The 22604-nt window shown below is 72.9% G+C and carries 15 protein-coding genes and 3 pseudogenes; 4 read left to right on the top strand and 14 right to left on the bottom strand.

Features of this window, described 5'->3' with window-relative positions; translation table 11 throughout:
• Positions 1 to 16: 16 nt before the first annotated feature.
• The 11 genes and pseudogenes from ABZ861_RS26835 to ABZ861_RS26785 form a co-directional block, all read right to left on the bottom strand.
• Positions 17 to 997 carry an NAD-dependent epimerase/dehydratase family protein gene (locus ABZ861_RS26835; RefSeq protein ID WP_361634966.1) on the bottom strand — a complete coding sequence of 327 codons (981 nt, stop codon included), beginning with the start codon at positions 995 to 997 and terminating at the stop codon, positions 17 to 19.
• Positions 994 to 2346 (bottom strand): annotated as a pseudogene (rfaE2, locus tag ABZ861_RS26830) (D-glycero-beta-D-manno-heptose 1-phosphate adenylyltransferase); the annotation flags it as partial. The pseudogene rfaE2 and the gene ABZ861_RS26835, both read right to left, overlap by 4 nt.
• A 57-nt stretch (positions 2347 to 2403) precedes the next feature.
• Positions 2404 to 2889, bottom strand: a pseudogene (locus tag ABZ861_RS26825) (SIS domain-containing protein); the annotation flags it as partial.
• 162 nt (positions 2890 to 3051) lie between these two features.
• Positions 3052 to 4422: a GDSL-type esterase/lipase family protein gene (locus ABZ861_RS26820; protein WP_361634964.1), complete on the bottom strand. Its 1371-nt coding sequence runs from the start codon at positions 4420 to 4422 to the stop codon at positions 3052 to 3054.
• An 83-nt stretch (positions 4423 to 4505) separates the two neighbouring features.
• The gene (locus ABZ861_RS26815; RefSeq protein ID WP_361634962.1) at positions 4506 to 6239 is read right to left on the bottom strand and encodes a carbamoyltransferase C-terminal domain-containing protein; all 1734 of its coding nucleotides are present in this window, start codon (positions 6237 to 6239) and stop codon (positions 4506 to 4508) included.
• A gap of 62 nt (positions 6240 to 6301) precedes the next feature.
• Entirely contained in the window at positions 6302 to 7471 is a 1170-nt protein-coding gene (locus ABZ861_RS26810; protein WP_361634960.1) for a glycosyltransferase family 9 protein, read from the bottom strand.
• Positions 7468 to 8757, bottom strand: a complete 1290-nt coding sequence (locus tag ABZ861_RS26805; protein WP_361634957.1) for a hypothetical protein — start codon at positions 8755 to 8757, stop codon at positions 7468 to 7470. The genes ABZ861_RS26810 and ABZ861_RS26805 overlap by 4 nt, the downstream gene beginning before the upstream one ends.
• Entirely contained in the window at positions 8754 to 10058 is a 1305-nt protein-coding gene (locus ABZ861_RS26800) for a cytochrome P450 (RefSeq protein ID WP_361634954.1), read from the bottom strand. The genes ABZ861_RS26805 and ABZ861_RS26800 overlap by 4 nt, the downstream gene beginning before the upstream one ends.
• Positions 10051 to 11166 (bottom strand): hypothetical protein, encoded by a 1116-nt coding sequence (locus tag ABZ861_RS26795; protein WP_361634951.1) that lies wholly within the window; start codon positions 11164 to 11166, stop codon positions 10051 to 10053. Before ABZ861_RS26795 ends, ABZ861_RS26800 begins: the two co-directional genes overlap by 8 nt.
• Positions 11167 to 11396: 230 nt before the next feature.
• Positions 11397 to 12650: a helix-turn-helix transcriptional regulator gene (locus tag ABZ861_RS26790; RefSeq protein ID WP_361634949.1), complete on the bottom strand. Its 1254-nt coding sequence runs from the start codon at positions 12648 to 12650 to the stop codon at positions 11397 to 11399.
• A gap of 85 nt (positions 12651 to 12735) precedes the next feature.
• Positions 12736 to 13884 (bottom strand): helix-turn-helix domain-containing protein, encoded by a 1149-nt coding sequence (locus ABZ861_RS26785; protein ID WP_361634946.1) that lies wholly within the window; start codon positions 13882 to 13884, stop codon positions 12736 to 12738.
• Between the two features lie 986 nt (positions 13885 to 14870).
• Between ABZ861_RS26785 and ABZ861_RS26780 the strand changes: the two genes are divergently transcribed.
• Positions 14871 to 15200, top strand: a complete 330-nt coding sequence (locus ABZ861_RS26780; RefSeq protein WP_361634943.1) for a hypothetical protein — start codon at positions 14871 to 14873, stop codon at positions 15198 to 15200.
• A gap of 191 nt (positions 15201 to 15391) precedes the next feature.
• Here the strand turns inward: ABZ861_RS26780 and ABZ861_RS26775 are convergent, their stop codons facing one another.
• From ABZ861_RS26775 to ABZ861_RS26765, 3 genes are all read right to left on the bottom strand, one after another.
• On the bottom strand, positions 15392 to 15904 hold the full coding sequence (locus ABZ861_RS26775) for a peptide deformylase (RefSeq protein WP_361635007.1): 513 nt from the start codon (positions 15902 to 15904) through the stop codon (positions 15392 to 15394).
• A gap of 120 nt (positions 15905 to 16024) precedes the next feature.
• The gene (locus ABZ861_RS26770) at positions 16025 to 16873 is read right to left on the bottom strand and encodes a sugar nucleotide-binding protein (RefSeq protein WP_361634941.1); all 849 of its coding nucleotides are present in this window, start codon (positions 16871 to 16873) and stop codon (positions 16025 to 16027) included.
• A 340-nt stretch (positions 16874 to 17213) separates the two neighbouring features.
• Positions 17214 to 17540, bottom strand: coding sequence for a DUF6087 family protein (locus ABZ861_RS26765; RefSeq protein ID WP_361634938.1), 327 nt, complete (start codon positions 17538 to 17540; stop codon positions 17214 to 17216).
• Positions 17541 to 17834: 294 nt separating this feature from the next.
• Here ABZ861_RS26765 and ABZ861_RS26760 point away from each other — a divergent pair.
• The 3 genes and pseudogenes from ABZ861_RS26760 to dnaE form a co-directional block, all read left to right on the top strand.
• Positions 17835 to 18260, top strand: a pseudogene (locus ABZ861_RS26760) (transposase); the annotation flags it as partial.
• Between the two features lie 464 nt (positions 18261 to 18724).
• Positions 18725 to 19036 (top strand): hypothetical protein, encoded by a 312-nt coding sequence (locus tag ABZ861_RS26755; protein ID WP_361634935.1) that lies wholly within the window; start codon positions 18725 to 18727, stop codon positions 19034 to 19036.
• A gap of 95 nt (positions 19037 to 19131) precedes the next feature.
• Positions 19132 to 22602, top strand: a complete 3471-nt coding sequence (gene dnaE, locus ABZ861_RS26750) for a DNA polymerase III subunit alpha (RefSeq protein ID WP_361634933.1) — start codon at positions 19132 to 19134, stop codon at positions 22600 to 22602.
• Positions 22603 to 22604: the final 2 nt, after the last annotated feature.

The following is a 22604-nucleotide window of genomic DNA, read 5'->3' as shown; positions in this document are numbered from 1 at the left end:
GTGGCCCGGAGCGGGTTCATCGGGTCGCACGGTCGCGGAATGCCGTGAACAGCTCGGCGGCGTGCGTTTCGACGGAAGCGGCCGTCTCAGTCGGCCTGTCGGGGAGGGCCTTGTCGAGCCCGGTCGTGTCCGCGCAGGTGAAGTACTGGTAGGCGTCGGGCACAGGGTTCGCGATGAGTTCGACGTGCAGGGGGCGGCCGGTGGCCTCGCGGTGCAGCCGGGCGCACCACTGGGCGAGGTCGGCGAAGGAGATGGCGCAGCCCGCGCCGAGGTTGTAGACCGCGGCGGGCGCCGGTTGCCGGGCGGTGGCGAAGCGGACGAGGGTGGTGGTGACGGTCTCGACGTGGATGTAGTCGCGGGCGGCGGTGAGGGAGTCGTCGAAGAGGCGGATGTGCCCGGTGCTCGCGGCCTGTTGCAGGAGTTGGGACAGGATCGAGGCCATGGGGCCCTTGTCGTCTTCGTCGGGGCCGAAGACGTTGGTGTAGCGCAGCCCGATCCAGTCGAGGCCGACCGCGTGGCGGGCGCGCATGAGCTGGTCGAGCCGGAGCTTGGAGGCCGCGTAGGGGTTGAGGGGGCCGGAGCAGCGGGCGGGGTCGGTGTCGTCGGTCTCGGCGATGGGGGTGCGGTGGTGGAGGGTGCCGTAGACGGAGTGGGAGGAGGCGTAGATCAGGCGGGTCCGGCCGGTACGGCAGGCGTCGGCGAGGCGGAGCGGACCGAAGGTATTGGTCTCCTCCAGCTCAGGGCCGGCTGGGGCGCGGGTGGAGCTGTTGCCGGCCTGATGGAGGACCGTGGTGTAGCGGCCGGATGCGATCTCGGCGAGGAGGGCCGGGTCGGCGAAGTCGCTGCGGCGCCAGTGGGCTTCGGCAGCGAGGTGGGCGGGGGCGGGGCGGAGGTCGACGGCGGTTACCTGGTGGCCGGTGTGGTGGAAGGCGGTCACGGTGTGGCGGCCGATGAACCCGGCCGCTCCGGTGACCAGGACGTGGTGGTTGGGGGTCACCGGGTGCCTGCCTGCTGGGTGAGGTGCTGGAGGCGGGTGGTGGTGGAGTGGCCTTCCAGGAAGGGCACGGTGACGACTTCGCCGCCCCAGCTCTCCACGAGGTCGGCTTCGGCGATCCGCCGGCCCGCGTAGTCGCCGCCCTTGACCCAGATGTCGGGGCGCAGTTCGGCCAGTACCTTCTCGGGGGTGTCCTCGGCGAAGACGAGGACGTCGTCGACGCAGTCCAGCGCACTCAGCAGCGCGGCGCGCTCGCGCTCGCCGACGACCGGACGGTCCGCGCCCTTGAGGCGGCGTACGGAGGCGTCGGAGTTGATGCACACGATCAGCACGTCCCCTAGGCGGCGGGCCTGATGCAGCAGGGAGAGGTGCCCGGCGTGCAGGAGGTCGAAGCAGCCGCCGGCGCCGACAACCCTCCCACCCCGTGCCCGTACGCGGGCGGCCAGTTCGAGCGGACCCGTGGTGTCGGCCGGATGGTGGGGAGCCGGAGCGGCGGGTCCGCCGGCCGCGACGTAGTCGGTGGCGGCATGGACGGCCGTGGCGATGGCGTGGGAGGGCAGGCGCCCGGCGGCGAGCGTCATGGCCGCGGTGACCGCGAGCTGGTCGCCGGCGCCGCACGTATCCCCGACAGCGGGCTGGGCCGGGACGGCCAAGGGGTGGCCGTCGGCGTCGGCGACCAGGACCGCGCCGTCGCGGCCGCGGGTGACGGCCACCTGCTTGACGGGCCACGCGGCCAGGAGCTGGACGGCGCGGGCGGTGTCGCCCGCGAGGTCGCGCGGCCCGTCGTGTCCGGTGAAGTGGAGTGCTTCGTCGATGTTCGGGACGGCCAGCGCCGTGCCCGGGGTGGGGACGGTGCCCTTGGGGTGCGGGTCCCAGACCAGGGGCCGGCCACCGGACGCTGCGGTGAGGGCATGGCGCAGGTCGTCGTGGGAGGTGATGCCGCGCCCGTAGTCGCAGACCAGGACGGCCGCGGCCTCGGCGAGCCGGGTGCGGGCCGCATCGGGCAGCGGCCCGAGCGGGAGAGGGCTGGTGTCCGTGTCGAAGCGGAGGAGGGTGCGGTCGGCGGCGCGGACGCGGGTTTTGACTGGGGTGGTGCCGCTGGTGGCCAGGTCGATGACCTCGACGCCGGCGTCGTCGAGGAGGGCGCGTAGGCGCGCCCCGCCCTGGTCCTGGCCGATGCCGCAGATGAGGGTGACGTTCCAGCCGGGGGTGCGCGCGGCGAGGAGGGCAGCGAGCCCGGCGCCCCCGGGCCGGTCGGTGCTCCGGGCGGCGGCCAGGACGGGGGCGGGGGCTTCCGGGGAGAGGCGGTCGGCGGTGCCGGTGATGTCGCGGTCCAGGAGGACGTCGCCGACGACCACGAGCCGCCGTACATCGGGCCCCTTTTCGTCGGCGGTGGGGGCCGCCGCGGTGATGCAGGTGTCGACGGCCGCGCAGAGCAGGTGTACGGCGACCAGGTGGCATTCCTGGACGGTGGCGACTTCGGGGGCATCCATGCACACGGCCTGGTCGCTGGCGTCGGCGAGCGGGTTGGGGGCTGGGCCGGTCAGCGCCCAGACGGTCAGGCCGAGTTCGCGCCCGGCCTGGGCGGCGGCGAGCACGTTGGGACTGATGCCGGAGGTGGACAGCAGGAGCAGGACATCGCCGGGGCGGCCGTGCGCGCGGACCTGCCGGGCGAAGACCTGCTCGGGTCCATAGTCGTTGGTGATGGCGGTGAGGGAGGAGGTGTCGGCGTGCAGTGCGATCGCGGACAGCGGCGCCCGCTCGGCACGGAATCGGCCGACGAGTTCGGAGGTCAGGTGCTGGGCTTCGGCCGCCGAGCCGCCGTTGCCCGCGACCAGAAGCCGCCCGCCCGCCGTGAGTTCCTCGGCCAGCAGTCGGCCCCAGTCATGAAGACGGTCGGTGTCGAGCAGGGGTAAGGCGGCAGTGAGCGCCTGTATGTGCGCGCGGCCCGGACGGGTCACGGGTCAGCTCCCTCGAAGATCACGAAGTGGGCAGAAGCAGGTGAAGGGACCGGGGCGTCCGGCGATGGCCGACCATCGCCGGACGCCCCGGGGCTTTCAGCCGCCGGACGGCCGGTGCCGGGCGAACATCGGCCCGTACGCGGTCAGGGCGGCGTCGCGCTCCAGGAGCGGGTATTCCTGGAGCTTTTCGACGATGCGGTGCTCGGCGAGGAGTCGCTCGGTCTGCTGGAGCAGGACGGTGTCACCGAGCTCGCTCAGGTGCACTCCGTCGCTCCACAGGGCGGCCGGCTCGCCGGTCAGGTGCCGGGCGGCGGCGGTGAACGGGGCCCACACGTCCAGGAACAGCGCGCCGTGTGCGGCGGCCGCCGCGCGGGCGGCCGCGTTGTAGCGGGCGAGTTCCGCGTTCATCGCGGTGACGGTGTCGGGGTCCTCTACGGGGCCGAACGGGGTTTCGGAGACGACGACGATGCGGCGGGTGTAGCCGCTGAGCTGGTCGAGCATGGTGTTCAGGTGCCGGGTGTACTCGTCGAGGTCGACCGCCTCGGCGGTCCGGTTCTGGAAGTGGCGCCAGACGTCGTTGATGCCGCAGCCGAGGAAGACGAGGTCGTAGTCGGTGCCGGTGGTGGCCCGGTCGGCTTCGACGATCTTGGCGATGTCGCGGCTGGTGGCGCCGCCCTCCCCGGCGTTGTGGACGTCGAAGGCGATGTGCGGCCAGGCCGCGCGCAGGGACAGGGACAGGCGGTGGACCCAGCCGCGCTGTGCCCATGCCTCGACGGTGACCTTGGAGCCGACCGTGGGCAGGTTCGCCTGGGCGGTCATCTGCGCGTTGACGGCCTCCAGGTGTTCCATGATCGAGGTGCCGAAGAAGCCGACGGTCAGGGTGCGGACGTCTTCGCGCGGCGCGGGCGCGCCGTCGAAGGTGCGGCGGGGGGTGGCCGGGACGCCGGTGGCGACGGTGTCGGGGGCGATGCTGTGGGACACCATCGCGTTCGCGCCGACCAGGGAGTTCGCGCCGATGCGGACGCCGGCGGTGACGGTGACCTTGTTGGAGAGGATCGCGCCCGGTCCGATGACGATCGGGGCGGCCTCGAACCCGGACGCCCACGGCACCAGCTGTCCGGTGGGCACGTTCTCCGCGGTGCGGGGGCGGTGGTTGTGGTCGTGCAGGTCGACCATGTTGGACAGTGCCGCGCCGGCGCCGATGCGGATGCCGGCCATGGCGGAGATGAAGGTGTGCTCTCCTATGGCGACGTCGTCTCCGATGGCGACGGTGGCGCCGCGGTGGACCTGGATGGTGGAGCCGCGGCGGATCGAGACCCGGTGGCCGAGGGTCAGGTAGGCGCCGGGGTCGATCTCGACCTGGAGGTCGTCGGGCAGGTCGCAGTCGTCGCCGAGGGTGATCGCCGGGCCGTGCTCGGCGATCAGCCGCTCTGCGACGGAGGGGCGGGGCGGGGGCGTACTGGTCATCGCGGGATCTCGGTCCTTCGCTTGGCGGTGGTGGCCGGGGGCCGGGCTCAACGTACCGACTGTGAGCGGGCGGTGTCGGACAGTCAGTTGCGGCGTTCCTTGCGGACGAGGAAGGGGCCGATGGCGAGGGCGTCGAGCGGGCCGGCGGCGAAGGTCGCGATGGCGTCGCGGGGGGTGCACACGATCGGCTCGGCCTCGTGGTTGAAGGAGGTGTTCAGCAGGGCGGGCGGGCGGCCGGTCTGCTCGGCGAACGAGGCGAGCAGCGCCGCGTAGGGGTCGGTGGCGTCGCGGGCGACGGTCTGCGGGCGCAGCGTGCCGTCGGTGTGCACGGCGGCCGGGATGAGGGTGCGGGCGGTGTCGGTGGCCTGCCGGGCGACGATCATGAACGGGTGCGGGGTGCTCGTGCCGATCAGGTCGGGCGCGGTCTCGGCCAGGAGGGCCGGGGCGAGCGGGCGCCACGGTTCGCGGTGCTTGATGTGGTCGTTGATGTGGTCGCGGGTGTGGGTGTGGCGGGGGTCGGCGAGGATGCTGCGGCGGCCGAGGGCGCGGGGGCCGGCTTCCATGCGGCCCTGGAACCAGCCGACGGTACGGCCGAGCGCGATCTGCCCGGCGGCTGCGGTCGGCAGGTCGGCGCCGTGGTCCCGGTAGGGCAGGCCGTAGTCGTCCAGGAGGGCGCGCACGGTGCCCGGGGCGAAGGCGGGGCCGAGGGCGGCGGTGGTCATCGGCGGGCCGGGGAGGGCGAGGTCGCCGCGGCGCAGCGCGACCTCGAGCGCCGCGCCGATGGCGCATCCGGCGTCTCCGGCGGCCGGCTGGACGAACAGCTCCTCGACGCCGCGCAGCCCCGCGAGGCGGCCGTTGGCGGAGCAGTTCAGTCCGACGCCGCCCGCGATGCACAGCCGGGTGGCGCCGGTGGCGGCGAGGGCTTCGCGGGCCAGCTCGGTCAGGCACTGCTCCAGCAGGCGCTGCGCGCTCGCGGCGAGGTCGGCGTGCTCGGTCCGGTAGCCGGTGTCGGGGTCGGTCCGGCCGCCGGTGTAGGTGCGGGCGCGGCGGTGGGGCGGGATGCCGAGGTCGGTGTACGCGGTGGCGTAGGCGGTCTTGAGGCGGCGGTAGTAGCGCAGGTCGGTGTACTGGTCCTCGACGCACTCGTCGGGGCGGATGCCGTAGCGGGACAGGTCCAGCCGGTAGCCGCCGGCCCGGGGGGTGAGGAAGTCGAGCCGATAGCGGTCGGGGTTGCCATAGCCGGCCAGGCCCATGAGCTTGCCGGAGCTGGTCCAGTCGCCGAGCCCGAGGTGCTCGGCGACGGTCTCGTAGAACCAGCCCAGCGACTGGCTGAACGGGAACTGGCGCAGGACCTTGAGCCCGTCGGTGGTGCCGTGGGCGAGGGTGGCGGAGACGCCGTCGCCGGAGCCGTCGACCACCAGGACGGCGGCCTCGTCGAAACCGCTGGGGTGGAAGGCGGAGGCGGCGTGCGCGAGGTGGTGCTCGATGACGGTGACCTGCCGGGGCCGGTGGTGGCCGAACAGGGCGGGGTCGAGGAGTTCGGCGATCAGCTCGGCGTCCGTGCAGATGTCACTCGGTGTGGGCCAGGCCGGATTGAAGGCGATGGCGATCTCGTCGACGTCGGCCAGGGTGATGCCGGCCTCGGACAGGCAGTAGGCCGCGGCCACCGCGCAGGAGCGGGAGTCCTTGTGGTGCTTGCGGCGGGAGAAGCGTTCCTCCTCGGCGAAGGCGACCACCTTCCCGTCGATGACCAGGCAGGCGGAGGCGTCGTGGTAGTACGGGCCGCCCAGCCCCAGCACGATGGCCAACAAGATCACGTCCTTCTGTTCGGCACCGGCGCCGCCGCGGAGACATGGAGCGGCGGGCGGTGCGGGGTGGGTCAGGTCAGGTGGTCGAGGGTGGCCTTGAGGACGGCCGGCGGGTCGATGGTGTCCATGCAGCCTCCGACGCCGCCGCAGGCGACCTGGTGGGCGCACGGCGAGCACGCCAGCGCCGAGCGCAGCGCGGTGATGTTGGTGACGTGCTTGGGGATGACCTCGGCGCCGTTGGACGGCCCGAGCAGCAGCACGGTGGGCTTGTCGTGGGCGAGCGCGAGGTGGAAGCCGAAGGAGTCGCCGGTCACGACGGCGTCGACGAGGCCCGGCAGCGCGGAGGCTTCTTCCAGGGTGAGCGGCGCGTACGCCACCCGAGTCTCGTCGGCGCCGCGCATCCGCAGGTGCCGCAGCAGCGCCTCGCACGCGGTCTTGTCAGTCGGTCCGCCCAGGATCGCCAGCTGCGCCCCGTGCTCCAGGAGCGCGTCGGCGAGTTCGGCCCAGTGCCGCTCGGGCCACAGCTTCGTGGGCAGCGACCCGCCCAGGTTCAGGCACACCCGCGGCCCGGTGCGCTCACCGAGCAGCCCCGCCGCCCGCCGCCGGGCCTCTGGCGGCACCTTCAGGACGTACGGCTCGCCGGCGTACTCGTATCCGGCGACGGCGAAGTACAGCTCCGTCCAGGTCTGTTCGTTGGTGAGGGTGCGGTAGTCGTTCCAGGTGTTCTGCCGGAAGAACTGGAGCGCGGCCTCCCCCATCGGGTAGAGGGCGTGGTGGGGGCCGCCGTAGGCGAGGCCGGCCTTGTGTCCGGCGTCGAGCCGGTCGACCAGGGCCGCCGCCGACGGGGTCCGCTCGAAGGAGTACACGGCGTCGAAGCGGCGCGAGGGCAGCTGGGCGGCGGCCTCCCAGTCATGGATGAGGACCTCGTCGACGTAGGGGTTCATCCGCAGGATCGGGGCATTTGCCTCGTCGACGAGCCAGGTGACGTGCGCGTGCGGGTGCTCGTCGCGGATCCGCTTGGGCAGGGGGGAGGCGATGAGCATGTCGCCGAGCAGGCCGAGCATCACGATCAGCACCCGGTGATCGACCGGGTCGTGGTGCGGGCAGCCGTGGCACGGCCGCCAGAACCGGCACGGCATCCCCCCGGCGAAGTGCCGGCAGTCCGGGCGGATCTCGAACGTCGCCGTGGTGTGGATGGGGCCGAGGAAGGTCCCCTTGCCGGGGATCTGCTCGGGGATCACACCGAGCCTCCGATCCCGGCCGCGGCGAGCGCGACGCGCAGCACCTGCTCCCCCGCCCCTGTGTCCGGGGCCAGTGCTTCGGCCAGGGCCCGGGTGCGGGACGCGGCGGCGGCCGGGTCCTGGCCGTCGCGCAGCACGGCGGTGAACACCTCGGCCAGTTCGTCGATGCCGTCCTTACGCATCCCGGCCCAGGTGAGCTCCTGCACGCCCAGGCGCAGCCCGGCCGGCGCGGCGATGTGCGGCAGGGGGATCGCGTTGACGACGATCCCGGCCTCGAACAGGCGGCGGGAGGCCTCTGCGGCGTCCATGAGCGGCGTGACGTCGATCCACAGCTGGTGGCAGTCGGTGAACCCGGCCTTCTCCCCGCACACCGTGAACCCGCGCCCGGCCAGCGCCGCACCGAACCGGCGGGCGTTGGAGACGGTGGCGTGCGCGTACGCGTGGCCGCGCTCGTCCATCTCGGCGGCGGCCACGGCCAGGGCGACGACGTCGGCCGGGTGGTGGTGGGAGACGAAATGTCCGGCGTGCTCGTCCAGCCGGGCCGCGAGCCCGGCGTCGTTGGTGGCCAGCAGGCCCTTGTGCGGGCCCGGGTAGGTCTTGTGGGTGGAGCCGCCCAGGGTGTCGGCGCCCTCGGCGAGCGGCTGCTGCCAGGCGCCGCCGGCGATCAGCCCCAGGGTGTGCGAGGCGTCGTAGTGGATCACCGCCTCGGGGCCGACGATCTCCCGCAGCCCCGCAAGGTCCACAGGGAACAGGCACATGAACGCGTCCAGGTACACCAGCTCCGGGCGCGGCCCGGTACCGAGCAGCCGGGCCAGGGCGTCGAGGTCGAGAGTGCAGGTGTCCGGGTCGACGGGGAGGTCCTTCATCTGCAGGCCCAGGCGGGTGCCGATGAAGCGGGTCGAGCCGTGTCCGCCGTCGCGCTCGGCCAGGTTGTAGGCGACCGACCGCGGATTCGCCAGCGCCGAGAGCGCCGCAGTCAGCGCGGACACCCCGGACACGGGCTTGAGGTTCACGAAGTCGGCGCCCAGCTGCGCGCCGAGCCGGACGGCCGCGGCCTTCTCGACGTCGACGAGGTCCTGGCGGCCCGGCCACGCCCAGTTCTCGCCCCCGTCCTCGGGTCCGGGGAAGGCGTAGCGGATCGCGGCGTCCATCAGGTGCGGGAGGCGGGCGGCCAGCGACAGCCGGTTCTCGCTGGGCACCAGGTGCAGCCGGTGCCGGCCGGCCGCGTGGTGGGCGGCGGCCTGGCGGAGGGCGGCGAGGGCGTCGTCGGGCGGGGTGCGGGTCATGAAGCGGACTCCAGGGCGAACGGCAGCGGGTCGATGGGGGCCTTGGCGGGCCGGAAGCTGATCCGGGCCGGCGGACCGACGGGCAGGTGCGGAAGCCCCTTCTGCAGGACGGCGGCCATGACGGCCAGGGCCATCAGCTCGGCGAGGGGCCGGCCCAGGCACGCGTGCGCGCCCCCGCCGAACGCCCACAGCCGCGAGGCACTGGCCTGCCCGGTCAGGAACCGGCCCGGCCGGAACTGCCGGGGACGGGGGAAGGCCTCGGGATCGAAGTGCCCGGCCGACGGGGAGTAGGCCACCCGCGTGCCCGGCTCGATCCGGTGGCCGGCCAGCGTGAGCGGGCAGACGGCCTCCCGCATCGACAGCACGTTCGGCGCGTGCAGGCGCAAGGTCTCGGCGAGCACCGAGCGGAGCACCGGCAGCCCGTCGCGCGCCACCAGCCGGTCCGGATCGGCGGCCACCGCGCGGGCCTCCGCCGCCGCGTACTCGGCGTGGTCGCGATGGCCGGCCAGCTCCACCAGGCACCAGGTGAGCAGACTCGCCGTCGTCTCCCGCGCGGCGATCAGAAGCGCCATCAGATGATCCTCCAGCGGCCCCGCCCCGGCCGGGGCGCCCGCGAACGCCTCCACCAGCCCGGCAAGCGCCGCCCCGCCCGCCGCGTCCCCGCAGGACTGGGCTGCGGCCCGGCGGGCGAACAGGGCGGCGAGTTCCCGGCGGGCAGAGCGGCCGGCCCAGTACCGGCGGTCCGCGTACCGGGCCGGGCCCGGTCGTGCGCCGGTCGCCGTGACGAACTCCTCGAAGGCGGCGGCGAACTGGTCCGCGTCCGCCTCCCCGGGGGTGATGCCGAGCAGGACGCGGGCACTCATCGCACCGGTGAGCTCGCGCACCTGCCCGTGCAGATCCGCGGTGCCGTGCCGGGCCCACCGGTCGGTGGCCGGGCCGATCACGTCCAGCAGGGGCGGCACGTAGCCGGGCAGTGCCCGCCCGGACAGCGCGGGGCGCAGCCGGCGGCGGGCCTCGCCGTGGCCGTCTGCGGTGAGGTTGAACAGGGCGCGGCCGAACAGGTCGTGGACGAGCGGGGTGTTGAGCACGTCCAGGCGGCCGCGTTCGGCCGCGAACAGCTCGCCCAGTCCCGCCCAGGTGCCGAGCAGCACGGTGTCCACGCCGTCGACGGGCATGCGGAAGACGGGACCGTGCCGGCGATGCCCCTCGTCCAGCACGCCGAGCGGATCGGCGGTGAAGCCGTACGCCGGATGCCGCGGGAGCAAGGCCGCGGGGGTCGGCGCCGCGGGCTGGTCAGACACCGGCGCGCTCCAGGGCGTTGAGCTGCTGCGCCGCGCGGTCCGTGATGGCGGCGTGGTCAAGGGCGGTCACCTTCAGCGGCGACCGGCAGGAGCAGTCCGCGGGCAGGTCCCCGGCGTCGCCGCTCTCCCCGAACCGCATCAGCGCGTCGACCACGGTGTCGGCGCAGGCCGGGCAGGCGTCGGGGAAGACGGACTCGAAGTCGGTGCCGCGCAGGTTCACGCACGCCACCCGCACCGCGAGACGCTCGTGGACCCGGCGCACCGCCTCCACCACCGTCCACAGGTTCGGCGGCGTGTACTGGCCGGCCTGCCACAGCTCCCAGGCCACCGTGTGGCGCGAGACACGCGTGGGGCACAGCGTCATCCCGCGCACGCCGAGCCCGGTCAGGTAGTCCACCGACGTGACGACGTCGGTCACCGCCTCGCCCTCGCTCAGGAACGGCGGCTTGATCAGCAGGTAGATCTTCGGGTCGACCCCGAGGCCGGCCATCACCGACAGGGCCCGCTCGAAGGACTTCTGGGAGATGCGGGTGTTCACCAGCGTCTCGCGCACCAGCTCGTCAGCGGACTGCAGGCCGATCCCGATCTCCAGCCGCACCCCGCCGAGCGCCTCCACGAACGGGGCCAGCACCGGCTCGGTGACGAACTGCGGCAGCGACTCGACCACGAGGTGCTTCACTCCGGCCGCCGCGACCAGCCGGGCGATCTCCACCTGGACATCGCGGGGGATCTCTTTCGGCGCGAAGAACGACCCGTCGTTGTAGAGGGAGAGAACTTCGTACGCGGGCTCGCCCTCCGTCCGCGTCAGCGTGCGCCGCACCTGGTCCAGCAGGCTCTCGCTCGAGGAGCCCTCGTGGAGGCCGTAGTTGTTGAAGTTGGTGAACGGGCACATCGTGCACGTCGGCACGCTGCACCCGCCCGACATGACGATGACCTTCTTGCGGCCCACGAGCTCGCCGCCGGACAGGCGGATCTTGTCGTAGTCGGTGAACCGCGGCTCGGCCGGCTTGATCTTCTCTCCGGCAGTGCGCAGCCGCAGGGACAGGTCACCGATCCGTCGGCGTAGATCGCGTACCTGTATCGGCGCATCGTTCGCGTGCTCGGGCATGAAGAGTCCCCTCGTTCCCCGGTCGGAGAGCCGGGCGTGCGCGCGAACCGGAGGCGCGGCGCAGCCGTCACGAACCCCTCAAGGAGACCGGGAGATGCCGAGGGCGGGAAGACCGCCTCGTGCCTGTCCGGCCTCCATCAGGGCAGAGACCGAAAGTAGCGGCGTACTCACGCGTAGGGTTCACCGTGGTGAACCCTTGTCCGCCCAGCGCCGCGATGCGGCGGCGTGGTTCACGTCAGGAGGCCGACCCGGTGGGCCAGACCGCGCAGGTCACGACGGGTTTGAGCGGATGTCGGCCGGTCAAGGAGATGGGTGACGCAGTCCCGTACGAGCGGGTCCACCCGCAAACGCTGCGGCGCGATCGCCTCGGCCCGCAGTAGTTCGCGGGTGGCGTCACCTTCGCGGCCGCGCAGATGGGCCAGGGATCGGCCTAAATCGGCGTGGTAGGCCATGCGGCGGCCTGGCGCGGTGATCGCCTCGGAGGACAGCACGCGCCCGGCGTCCACGGCGGCGCCGTGCCGGCCCAGGGCGGTGTTGAGACTCACGTGGTGGATGCCGACGTTGGTGAGACCGAAGTTGAGGTGCCAGTCGCGGGTCTCGCCGGTGTACTGGGCCAGGCGTCGGGCCTCGGCGAGGTGGGTCTCGGCGTCCAGGCGGCGTGCCTGGCCCGCGCGGCTCTTGTCGCGGGTGGCGGCGGTGGCCGAGATCAGGTGCAGCTCGCCGAGCAGGGCCTGGGGAGCGCGTCCGCCTCCGAGATCCCGCTCCAGCGCGCAGATCGCGGCTCCCGCGTGCGCGAGGGCCTGGTCGGGGCTGCCGACCGCCAGCAGTACGTGCGCGGTGAAGAAGTCGGCCAGGACCGTGTAGTGCGGGTCCTCCAGTTCGGCGATCGCCTCGGCGGCGCGCGTGACCGCGACGTAGGCCAGGTCGGGGTAGCCGAGGTACTTCAGCAGCAGCACGCACGCGGGATGGTAGGCGCCGGCCAGTAGCTGCAGCAGTCGGCGGCGCACGTAGCCGTGCCGGGCGTCGGCCGCCGCCCGCAAGTCCGACAGCAGGCCGGGGAGTTCGGCGGCGAGCGTGGCGTACTCGGAGGCGTGGTACAGAGCGTTGGCCCGTGCGACCCGCGCCGTCAGGAGCTGGAGGGGATCCTCCGGAAGGCGAACCCCCAGGGCTGGGGCGGAGACGGACAGTCCCATGAGGGCGAGCCGGAGAGCGGGGATCATGGCGTGCGCCCCGCCGGTGCTCGGGTCCGCCGGCGCGACCGGCTGCCCGGTCAGCTCGGCGGGAGAGATGCGTAAGACCTCGGCGATGGAGTCGATGAACACCGTGCTGGTCAACAGACGCTTGCCGTTCTCGACCATGCTCAGATAGCTCTTCGAAATCTCGGTCTGCTCCGCCAGGTTCTTCAGGCTCACCCCACGCTGGCGCCGCAAGGCCCGCAGGCCGGCCCCGATCGTCTCAGCCCGGTGTGACTGCTGCTCGTCCATCAACACCCCGCCCCCGCACACAGAAGATCAACAGGCTAGACCGGGACAGTCCGGTCCGCGCGGGTATTCCCCGAGAGCGCCCGGGTCACGTCACCCCGAACCTGCCCGCCAGACGTTCAAGTTCCCGCGCGCTGTCCGCGCCCTGGGCCCGCGCCCGCAGAGCATGCAGGAGTTCACGGGCCAGCGGATCCAGCCCGATGTAGAGCGCGGCTGCCTCCTCTGCCGCCGCGAGACGGCCTACGGCCCGGCCGATCTGCCCCCGTCTGGCCCACGCCCCTGCGGCGAGCAGCAGCAGATCGGCCCGTCGGGCCGGCGGCATAGTGGCCGCCTGCTGCTGTTCCAGGACCTGATCCCAGGCGCCGAACTGCATCGCGCTGCTCGCCCTGGCCACCGTCGCCTCGGCGGACTCCGCAGCGTCCGAGGCGCAGCGGTCCGCCTCGTCCAGCAGCCGCTCCGCGTGCAGACGCTGACCGCCGCTCGCGTGGGCGAACGCGGCTGCGCACAGCAACGCGACGGACCGCGCGCCGGCAAGATGCTGCTCAGCCCGGTCGGCGGCGGCGGGCATGCCCATGCTCGTCAACAGCCGCACCTCCTCGGCCTCGACGACCTGGCCGTCATCGGCGGCCGGGCGGGCTCGGTGGAGGAGGCTCCAGGCCAGATCGCGATAGCCCAGCCGACGCAGCAGACCGGCTGCCGCGGCGTAGGCGAGGTTCCGCACCGCCACGGCGTAGGGCGGGTCGACATCCTCCGGGCTGACCGAGTGGTCGGCGGCCACGAGCAGCGGGGGCAGGGCGAGCGCGAGGGCATGTTCGTCGCCGGTGGCCTGCGCGTCCCGGACGTTCTCCGCCGCGGCCAGCAGACCAGCGCGCCCCCTCTGCCGCACGGCGGGGGTGTGGGGGGCGGACTGGAACAGGTGGCGACGCAGGTGCCAAGCCGCGGCCCGGACGGTCGCGTGCTGCTCGCCGTGCGGCGCGTACGGCTGGCCGGTCAGATCGAGCGGGTCGAGGTGCAGGCCGCCCGCCAGGGAGCAGAGCACGCTGTGCCGATCCACCCAGTCGCGTCCGGCCTCGATGTCGGTGATCAGCTGCTCGGCGAGCCCGGAGCACCGCGCGAGGTCACCCGCAGCGGTTCCGCGGCGCTTCCGCCACTGGGCAAGGCGGTGCCCTATCGGGACGGCGCCCTCGCGGTCTGTCCCCGGCGTCACCGAGGCGCTCGCATGGCCATCGAGCTCCATCCTCATCCGTGGGCGGCAATCTGCGCCGTTCGCGGGTCAGGTCCTTCAACGAGACCACATGGGCTTCGCAGCGACACAGTAGCCACACGGATCGAGCCAGAGCGAATATGCCAGGTCGCCAACGTGTGCTTCTACCGTCTCCCGACACCGCATCTGAGCCGTCGACCTGCTCAGCCGTCGCACGAGTAGGCCTGCACGCCGACGCAAGAAGGGGCGGCAGTCCCGCTGTTCGGGACGCTTGGGTGCCCTGCGGCTTGCTCTTCCGCGGCCGAGCAGTTCTTCCACGGCGCCGGCCGACGCCCGCCGAGCCGACGCCACCGGCTCGTATACGCCTGTGCGCCGCGGCCTCCTCGACCGGCTCGTTCACGAGTCGGTACGGCCCTGTACGGATCCCGCTCCCTTCGCTGGCTGAGGCTGGCTCGTTCGTTCGCAGCCAACGCGTGTTGATCCGATATCGGTGCCGTGCAGGCCCTAAGCACTGGCATCTGCACGGTCCAAGGGCTGGCGCAGCACGGCAGCGGCGTCTTCCTACGATCGCGACGGCGCTAGCTCCCCAGGTCGGCGAACCGGACAGACCCCGCAGGAATCCGGCCCCGCCATTTGGAGCACAGGGCCGGGGCAGGAGCGGGTCGCGTAGCGTCCGCGCCGTGGCGAAGACATTGCGACTGGCTGTCGCGCAGAGCACCGTACCGGAGGACCCCACTGACCGTGGTGCGCGCTGCGGGCGGCCGGGCAGGAAATCCGGGCTCTGATGACGGAGGCAGCCGGGGCGGGTGCGCGGCTGGTGCAGTTCCCCGAAGGGGCGATCGTTTATCCGAGCAAGCACGTGATGGCAGCCGGCCCGAACGGCGAGCTGGTGTCGGCCGACTGGAGCCGTGCCGCCTGGGACGTCTTGCGCGAAGAGGCCGAATCGATCGCTGCGCTGGCCGGGGAGCTACGGATGTGGACGGCGTTCGGGTCGCTTCCGGATCGGCTGCGCGCTGTGCGTGGAGGCGAACTTCCCGCCGCTCTTCGCCGAGTACGAGCGCCTGGACGTGGACTGCGTCCTGCTCTCCGCGATGGTCGAGGATGCCCCGAGGGCACGCGTCGCCCAGGCTTACGGGACGCTGTACGGCTACTGGCTTGGCTACGCCGTGCCAGCGCAGTTCAGCGCCACGGTGCCGGCCGGGATCGTGGCGCCCGGCGGCCGGTGGCTGGCGCAGTGCCCCGCCGACGGGCAGCCCGCGCTGGCGCTCGCGGACGTCAACCTCGACTCGGCCGACCCGGACATCGACGTGGCCCTTCGGCGCGCCCGACCATGGCGACGCCGGGCGTAGAACGGGCTCTACGAGGACCGGATGGTGGACGGGGACCCGCGCAGCGACATCCGCACGGCCTTCTGAGAACTCCCGCGCGCCCGACCCGCCAGAGCCTCTTGGTGTCGCGTCGGATCGTGGTGCTCCCCCATCGGCCGCTGGGGGAGCACCACGAGGATGCCGCGCGCGCCCACGGTCGGCCCCGCTTCCTTCTACTCGTACGACCAGGGCCGGCCAGTGGGCTCGGCCGTCCTGCGGTGCTCCTCGACCCGGACCGGTCTCACGCCGGGCCGCATCCGGTCCATCAGCAGAAGGCCGTCCAGGTGATCAATTCCGTGCGCGATGAGCCGTGCGTCGCCCCGCTCGTAGAAGGCCTTCTCGGTACTGCCCGTTGCTGTCATCGTTTCCACAGTGATCCGCACGGGTCGGGGAACCTGTGCTCGTACGTCGAAGAAACGACAGGCACCCTTCGAACCTCTCGTCCATGTCCTCGGAGGCTTCGGTGCAACGGGGGTGAGCAGAACGATGGGGGCGGATCCGGGAGGCTGGACGACGGCTGTGGACCGGCCGATGCCGAGCTGCGGGGCAGCCAGGCCCGGGCCCTTTACGTCAGGGAGCTGACCGAGGACGTCGTCGATGGTTTCCCGCTCATCGGGGAGTGCGAAGGGGCCGGCAGGGTCACGCAGGACAGGCGCACCGTGCTGAACGATGCCGAGGTCGCGCATCTGCTGGCTCGGTCGCATCGGGCCAGCTCCCCCTTCGCGAACGGTCATGGAGAGGCTGCCCGCGGCTTGTAACGGGGCGGCGCGTCTCGCCTTCGATAGGGGCGTGGTGGTGGGCGTCTGTCAGCTCAGCCTCGGGCTGTTTCCGCTCAGGAACTCGCGGGCGCCGCGGAGCCGGATGCGCAGCTTCTGCTGGGTGGTGCGGCTGTCGAGTCGTACGTCGAGCCCGCCAGGCAGTCCCGTATCGGAGCGGCGTGCGGAGGGCAGCCGGGCGGCGTCGAGCCCGTCGCGGTGGGCGATGAGCCCGCCCAGATCGTAGCGGCTGAGGGCATCCGGCCCCGCGAGGTGGAACATGCCGGCGGCGTCGGACCGGGTGATCTCCCACAGAGCGGCCGCCAGGTCTGTCACATGGACGGGGCAACGGATGTCGTCGGTGAACAAGGCGCCCTGCCGGGTGCCGTCGGCCAGTGCGTGCACCAGCCGCTCGTGTTCGGACCGGCCGTTGCCGATGATCAGGGACGTACGGGCGACGGCCGCCGTGTGGGGGCACAGGAGGCGTACGGCGGTCTCGGCGGCTGCCTTCGCGGCCCCGTAGGGAGTGAGGGGGTCCGGAAGGCAGGACTCGTCGTAGCGGTCGCGGCCCGTGATGCCGGAGAAGACGGCGTCGCTGGAGACGTGCACCAGGCGGATACCGTGGCCGGCCGCAGCTTGGGCGAGACGGATCCCGCCTTCGGCGGTGACTGCCCAGTCCGCTCCGCCGCTCGTCGCGTTGATCACCGCGGTCGGAGCCACCGTGCCGAGGACTTCCTCCAGGAGAAGGGGGTCGCGAAGGTCGAGGTGATGCCAGGTCGCCCCGTCGCCGCGGCCGGGTCGGGAGTGGAAGGTGGCGGCCGGGTGCAGGCCCGCAGACACCGCTTGGCGTACTAGCTCGGCGCCCAGGAAGCCGTTGCCGCCGATGATCAGCACAGTCATGCCGCCTCACGCTACGGGCGAGCGCCACCCCCCAGAGCTACTTCGGCAGAAATCAGCGATTAGCCCAGCCACGCCACGGAGCATGAGCGCGGGCCCGAACCACGCATACCGCTCCGGCCCTCGGCCGACGTGGCCAGCCGGTCAGCGCTCGCTCCTCAGGCAAGAACGCCGCTGCGTTCGGCGAGCCCGCGGAGTTCCGTTGATGTGGGGCCGGAGACCAGCAGTCTGGAGGTCAAGGCCTTCGTCGCCGGGCGGGCGTGGGGAGGGTCGGGCGGCCGGATCAGTCGGAGGCGAGGTTCGGCGGGCGTCGAGCTTGGAGGCGTCGCTTCGGTGTGGGCTCTCAGCGGCCTTCCTCTGTCGGGGCCGTACGGCGGTGCCGCCCCTTGCGCTTGCCCGGGCCGAGCGCGGGGCGATCCCACTCAGCGGGCTTCTCCTTCACCGGCTGCGGCGGATACAGCAGGGCCTTCACGGCGTCCAGGTTCTCGACGACGCCGATCGTCTCCCACTCGGTGCCGTTCCACTCCTGGATGACCCGTGGAGCGTCCGGCTCGACGTGCGCCGCTCGACGCCGGCCCTCGGTGAGCGGCAGCACCCGCAGCCTCCCCTTCGCGGCGGCCCGGCGTTCCTCGCGCCGCCGTGCCCACTCCTCCAGCGATTCCTCGTTCATCGGAGCATCGTGGCGCAAGCGGCCTCCGCGCCGCCACCCTCGCACCCCAGCCGTGGTCTTCGCCGAATCGGCGGTCAGCGCCTCCGCGTCACGCGATCATGAGGGCACCGGCCGCCCTTGAGGGAGGAATCAGCTCATGTCCCAGAAGACGCCTGCCCGCCGGCTCACGCCCGGCCCGGACCGCGACAAGATCGCCCAGGACCGGAAGAAGAAATTCCGTTCGCGTGACGGCGCCCCGCGCCGTACCGAGCCCTGAGCGTTCCGCCACCTCGGGTCCGGCCGCACCGGGGATCGCTCACGTCCGTGCTCGACCAGCGGAAACTGTTGGCCGGTCGGATCGAGGAACTACTGGAGGACCACCCTCTTTCGAAGGTCCTGACGTCGATGCCGGGAGTCGGCGTCAGGACCGGAGCCAGGATCCTGATCGAGGTCGGCGACGGCAGCACCTTCCCGACCGCCGGCCACCTCGCCGCCTACGCCGGACTCGCACCCGCGACCCGGAGCTCAGGCTCCTCGATCCGCGGCGAACAACCCTCCCGGAGAGGAAACAAGCAGCTCAAACGGGCCTTCCTCCTCTCCGCGTTCGCAGCCCTGGACGACCTGGCATCCCGGGCCCACTACGACAAGAAGATCGCCCAGGGCAAGCACCACACCCAGGCCCTGCTCTGCCTCGCCCGACGCCGGGCCGACGTCCTCTTCGCGATGCTCCGCGACGGAACCTTCGGCGGTGGCGGGTGCGGCGGCGCGCCAGCCGCCGCAGGCCAAGGCAGTGCCGTCCGCGCGGGCGGCGAGGAGGAACGCGCCGCGGGGGCGGTCGAGTTCGGCGGGCGCGGTGGCCTCGGGGTCGTCGGCTCGGCCGTAGGTCGCTGTCTGCTCACGGTGCAGGGCCTCGGTGAGCTCGCGGGCCTCGGGGCCGCCGTAGGCGACGGCGGCGATCGTCCACGTTCGGTCCGCGGTCGGCAGCAGGTGGGTCATGCAGGTGATAGTGCCTTGCCGATGGCGTCGAGTGCATCAGTGCGGCCGGCGGCGCGCAGCGGGTTGCCGGCTCTGGTGCGCACCGCCGTCAGGAGGGTGCGGCACCGGATGGACTGGACGCGGGGGACGTGGCCCGCCAGTGCGGTGATCCAGTGGGCGGTCGCCTCCGGGTCGCGGGCGCCGATGCTGGCACGGACGAGGTGGATGCCGTGGAGGATGCCGGACCGGCGGAACCCGGTGGACGGGCCTTGATCGGCGATGGGGCTCAGGAGGTCGGCGGCCTCGCGGAGCAGAAGTGTGCGCTTGCCCTGTACGTGGGCGGCGAGGTCGACGAGGGCCTGGCCGGACTCGGCGTCGATCTGCTGGGAGGTGAGGTACAGCGAGGGCGGGTCGTCGGCGTGGCGGCCAGCGGGTCAGTGACCGGCGCGTGGATCGGCGAGGGGAGTCGGGAATCGGACTTCTCGACGAACTCGCCCTTCGCGGTGCGGTGTTGCCGCCCAGCACTCCCGTTCTCGTGCTGACCCGGTCGTGACCTGCGGCGTTCCGCGCTACTCTTTAGAACACAAGTTCGAAAAAGGATCGATTGCGTGGGGGAGCGAGCGGAGGTGCTGCAGTTATGTCACGTTTCGTGCATCTGCACGTCGCCTCCTGCCACTCGATGCGGTACGGCACGTCCCATCCCGAGGCCCTGGCCGGGCGGGCGGCGTCGTACGGGATGGACGCCCTGGCGCTGACGGACCGGGACACCGTCGCGGGCGCGGTGCGCCATGCGGCGGCGTGCGCGGCGGTGGGACTGCGGCCGATCTTCGGCGTCGATCTCGCGGTCGCCGCCGCCGTGCCGCCGCCGTGCCGCCGCCGGAGCCCCCGTCGGCGGGCGCCGGTGCGCGGCGGGGCGCACGTGGAGGAGCCGCCGCTGCGGGTCACGCTGCTGGCGCAGTCGGGCGCCGGCTGGGCGCGGGTGTGCCGTCTGGTCTCGGCCGCGCATGTCCGCCCGGAGCCGGGCGGGCCCCCCATCGCCTCGCTTGAGGCCCTTCAGGAGCACCTCGGCGAGGGGGTGCTGGTGCTGCTCGGTCCGACCTCAGAGCCGGTGCGGGCGCTGAGCGCGGGGCGCCCCGACGTCGCCGAACGGCTCCTGGAGCCCTGGCGGGCGCTCGCCGGGGACGGGCTGCGGCTTGAAGCGGTGAGCTACGACCTGCCCGGTCTCGGGCCCGGTTCGCGTCGGCTGGCCGCCCGCACTCTCACCCTCGCCGACCAACTGGGCGTGCCCGCCGTGCTGACCAATGCCGCCCGCTACGAGCATCCCGCGCAGCACCGCGTGGCCGACGTGCTCGACTCGGCCCGCCTGCTGCGCCCCGTACCGCGCGGCGCCCGCCTCGATCCCGGTCAGCGGTACGTGAAGGACGGCGCGGCGATGGCGCAGGTCGCCGAGCGCATCGCGGCCGTCGCCGGCGGCCGGCGGGGGCGTGCCGACCGCCTGCTGGCGGACACGGCGGAGGCGGCCGCGTCCTGCCGCCTGGACGCGGCCGCCGATCTGGGGATCGGCCGCCGGCACTTCCCCGAGCCGCACCTGGTCGGCGCGGACGGCGGGCCGGGGGCGGGGATGCGGCTGCTGCGCCAGCGGTGCGAGAGCGGGATGGTCGCGCGCGGCCTGGACCGCGACGCGGAAGCGACGGCGGCGCTGGACCACGAGCTCGGTGTGATCGAGCGGCAGGATCTCTCCGTGTACTTCCTGGCGGTCGCCCAGGTCGTCGCGGACGCCCGCGCGATGGGCGTGCGGGTCGCGGCCCGCGGCTCCGGCGCCGGCTCCCTGGTCAATCACCTGCTCTTCATCGCCACGGCCGACCCGCTGAAGCACGGGCTGGTCTTCGAGCGGTTCCTCTCCGACCGGCGGACCTCGCTCCCGGACATCGACCTCGACGTGGAGTCCGGCCGCCGCCTGGAGGTGTACGACAGGATCTTCCAGCGTTTCGGCCCGGAGCGGGTGGCGCTGACGGGCATGCCGGAGACGTACCGGGCGCGGCACGCGATCCGCGCGGTCGGCCTCGCCCTGGGCGTCGAGCCGGCGGCCGTCGACCGGATCGCGAAGAGCTTCCCCCACATCCGGGCGGGCGACGTGCCGGCCGCGCTCACCGAGCTGCCGGAGCTGCGCGCCCTGGCCGCGCAGCGGGGCCGCTACGGGCCGCTGTGGGACCTCGCGGCGGCGCTGGACGGCCTGCCGCGCGGGTTCTCCATGCACCCGTGCGGGGTGATCCTCTCCGACGTCTCGCTGTTGGACCGCCTCCCGGTGCAGCCCGCTCCGGGCGGCGCCTATCCCACAGTCCAGGCCGACAAGCACGCAGTGGAGGAAATGGGACTTCTGAAACTCGACGTGCTCGGCGTGAGAATGCAGTCCGCTTTGGCGCACGCGGTCTCAGAGATCCGCCGCACCACGGGCCGGCAACTCGATCTCGACAATCCCGACCACGTCGACCTCGCCGATCCCGACACGTTCGAAATGATCCGCAGCGGAAATGTTCTCGGTTGTTTTCAAATCGAGTCGAGCGGGCAGCAGGATTTGATCTCGAGATTGCAGCCGCAGCACATCGACGATGTCATCGCGGACATCAGTCTATTCCGTCCGGGGCCTGTATCGGGGGGAATGCCCGCGAGGTTCATCGCGGCCCGCCACGGGAGCGAGCGGCCGCGCTACCCCCACCCCGACCTGGCCCCGCTCCTGGCGGACACCTACGGGGTGGTGATCTGGCACGAGCAGATCCAGGCCATCGTCTCCCAGATGACAGGCTGCGACCTCGCAGCCGCCGACATAGTCCGCCGCGCCCTCGCCGAGAAGGAGAGGCTCCCGGGGATCGAATCCTGGTTCCGCCGGACAGCAGGCGAACAGGGCTACGCACCGCATGTTGTGGGCGAGGTGTGGGACATGGTGCGCAAATTCGGCGCCTTCGGCTTCTGCAAAGCGCACGCAGTCGCTTTCGCCGTCCCCACCGTCCAGTCCGCATGGCTGAAAGCCCATTACCCCGCCGCGTTCTACGCCGGAATATTCGAGGCGGACCCCGGAATGTGGAGCAGGCGCGTCCTGCTCCAGGACGCCAAACGCAACGGGATCGAAATCCTGCCCGTCGACGTCAACGCCTCCACGGCGCACTTCACGGTCGAGACGGGCGAGGACGGCCGGAGCGGGGTGCGCCTGGCGCTGTCGACGGTGCGCGGCATCACCGCCGAGGAGGCCGCACGCCTGGAGGCGGGCCGCCCGTACGCGAGCCTCCAGGATCTGTGGCTGCGCGCGCGGCCGTCCCTCCCGCTGGCCCAGCGGCTCGTCCAGATCGGCGCCCTCACCGCGCTCCAGGGCGCGCAGACCCGGCGCGACCTGCTGCTCCAGGCCGCCGAGCTGCACCGGCACGCCCGCAACCGCCAGACCGTCGACGGGCAGATGTCCCTGGGCGGGGAGACGGCCGGCGCCGAGCCGGCCGGACTGCCGGAGATGACCGGCCGCGAGGTGCTGAGCGCGGAGGTGGACGTCCTCTCCCTGGACGTCACCCACCACCTAGTCGATCACCACCGCCGGCTGCTGCGCGAACTGGGCGTCGCCGACGCGCGGCGTCTGCAGTCCCTCCAGCCCGGCCAGCGCGTCCTGGTCGCCGGCGTCCGCGCAGCCACCCAGACCCCGCCCGTCCCCTCCGGGCGCCGCGTGATCTTCCTGACCCTGGAGGACGGTGCCGGTCTCGTCGACGTGGCCCTGTTCGAGGACGCCCACGCCGAGCACGCGCACACCGTTTTCCACAGCGGTCTGCTGCTGATCAGGGGCGTCGTCGCGCAGCGCGGCACTCGGCGCACCGTCGTCGGCCAGGCCGCCTGGGATCTCGACGAGGTCGCGTGCGCGCGCCGCGACCACGGCCCCGCGGCGGCCCTCGCCCTCCTCGGCCGCACCCGCCCCGCCGAGCCGACCGCCGCCGGCCCCCGGCCCGCGCGCACCCTGACCGACCCGACCACCGGCACTCCCCTGCACCCCTGGAGCGACCTCCAGCCCTCCGGCGACCGCACCCCCGACCTGCGGCGCCTCGCCCACCGCAGCGGCGGATCGGCCGGGTGACC

It is taken from the genome of Streptomyces sp. NPDC046985, assembly GCF_040644415.1.
Taxonomy (GTDB): Bacteria; Actinomycetota; Actinomycetes; order Streptomycetales; family Streptomycetaceae; genus Streptomyces.
The sequence above is the reverse complement of the archived record's forward strand: the minus strand, read 5'-3'. Positions and strand labels throughout refer to the sequence as shown.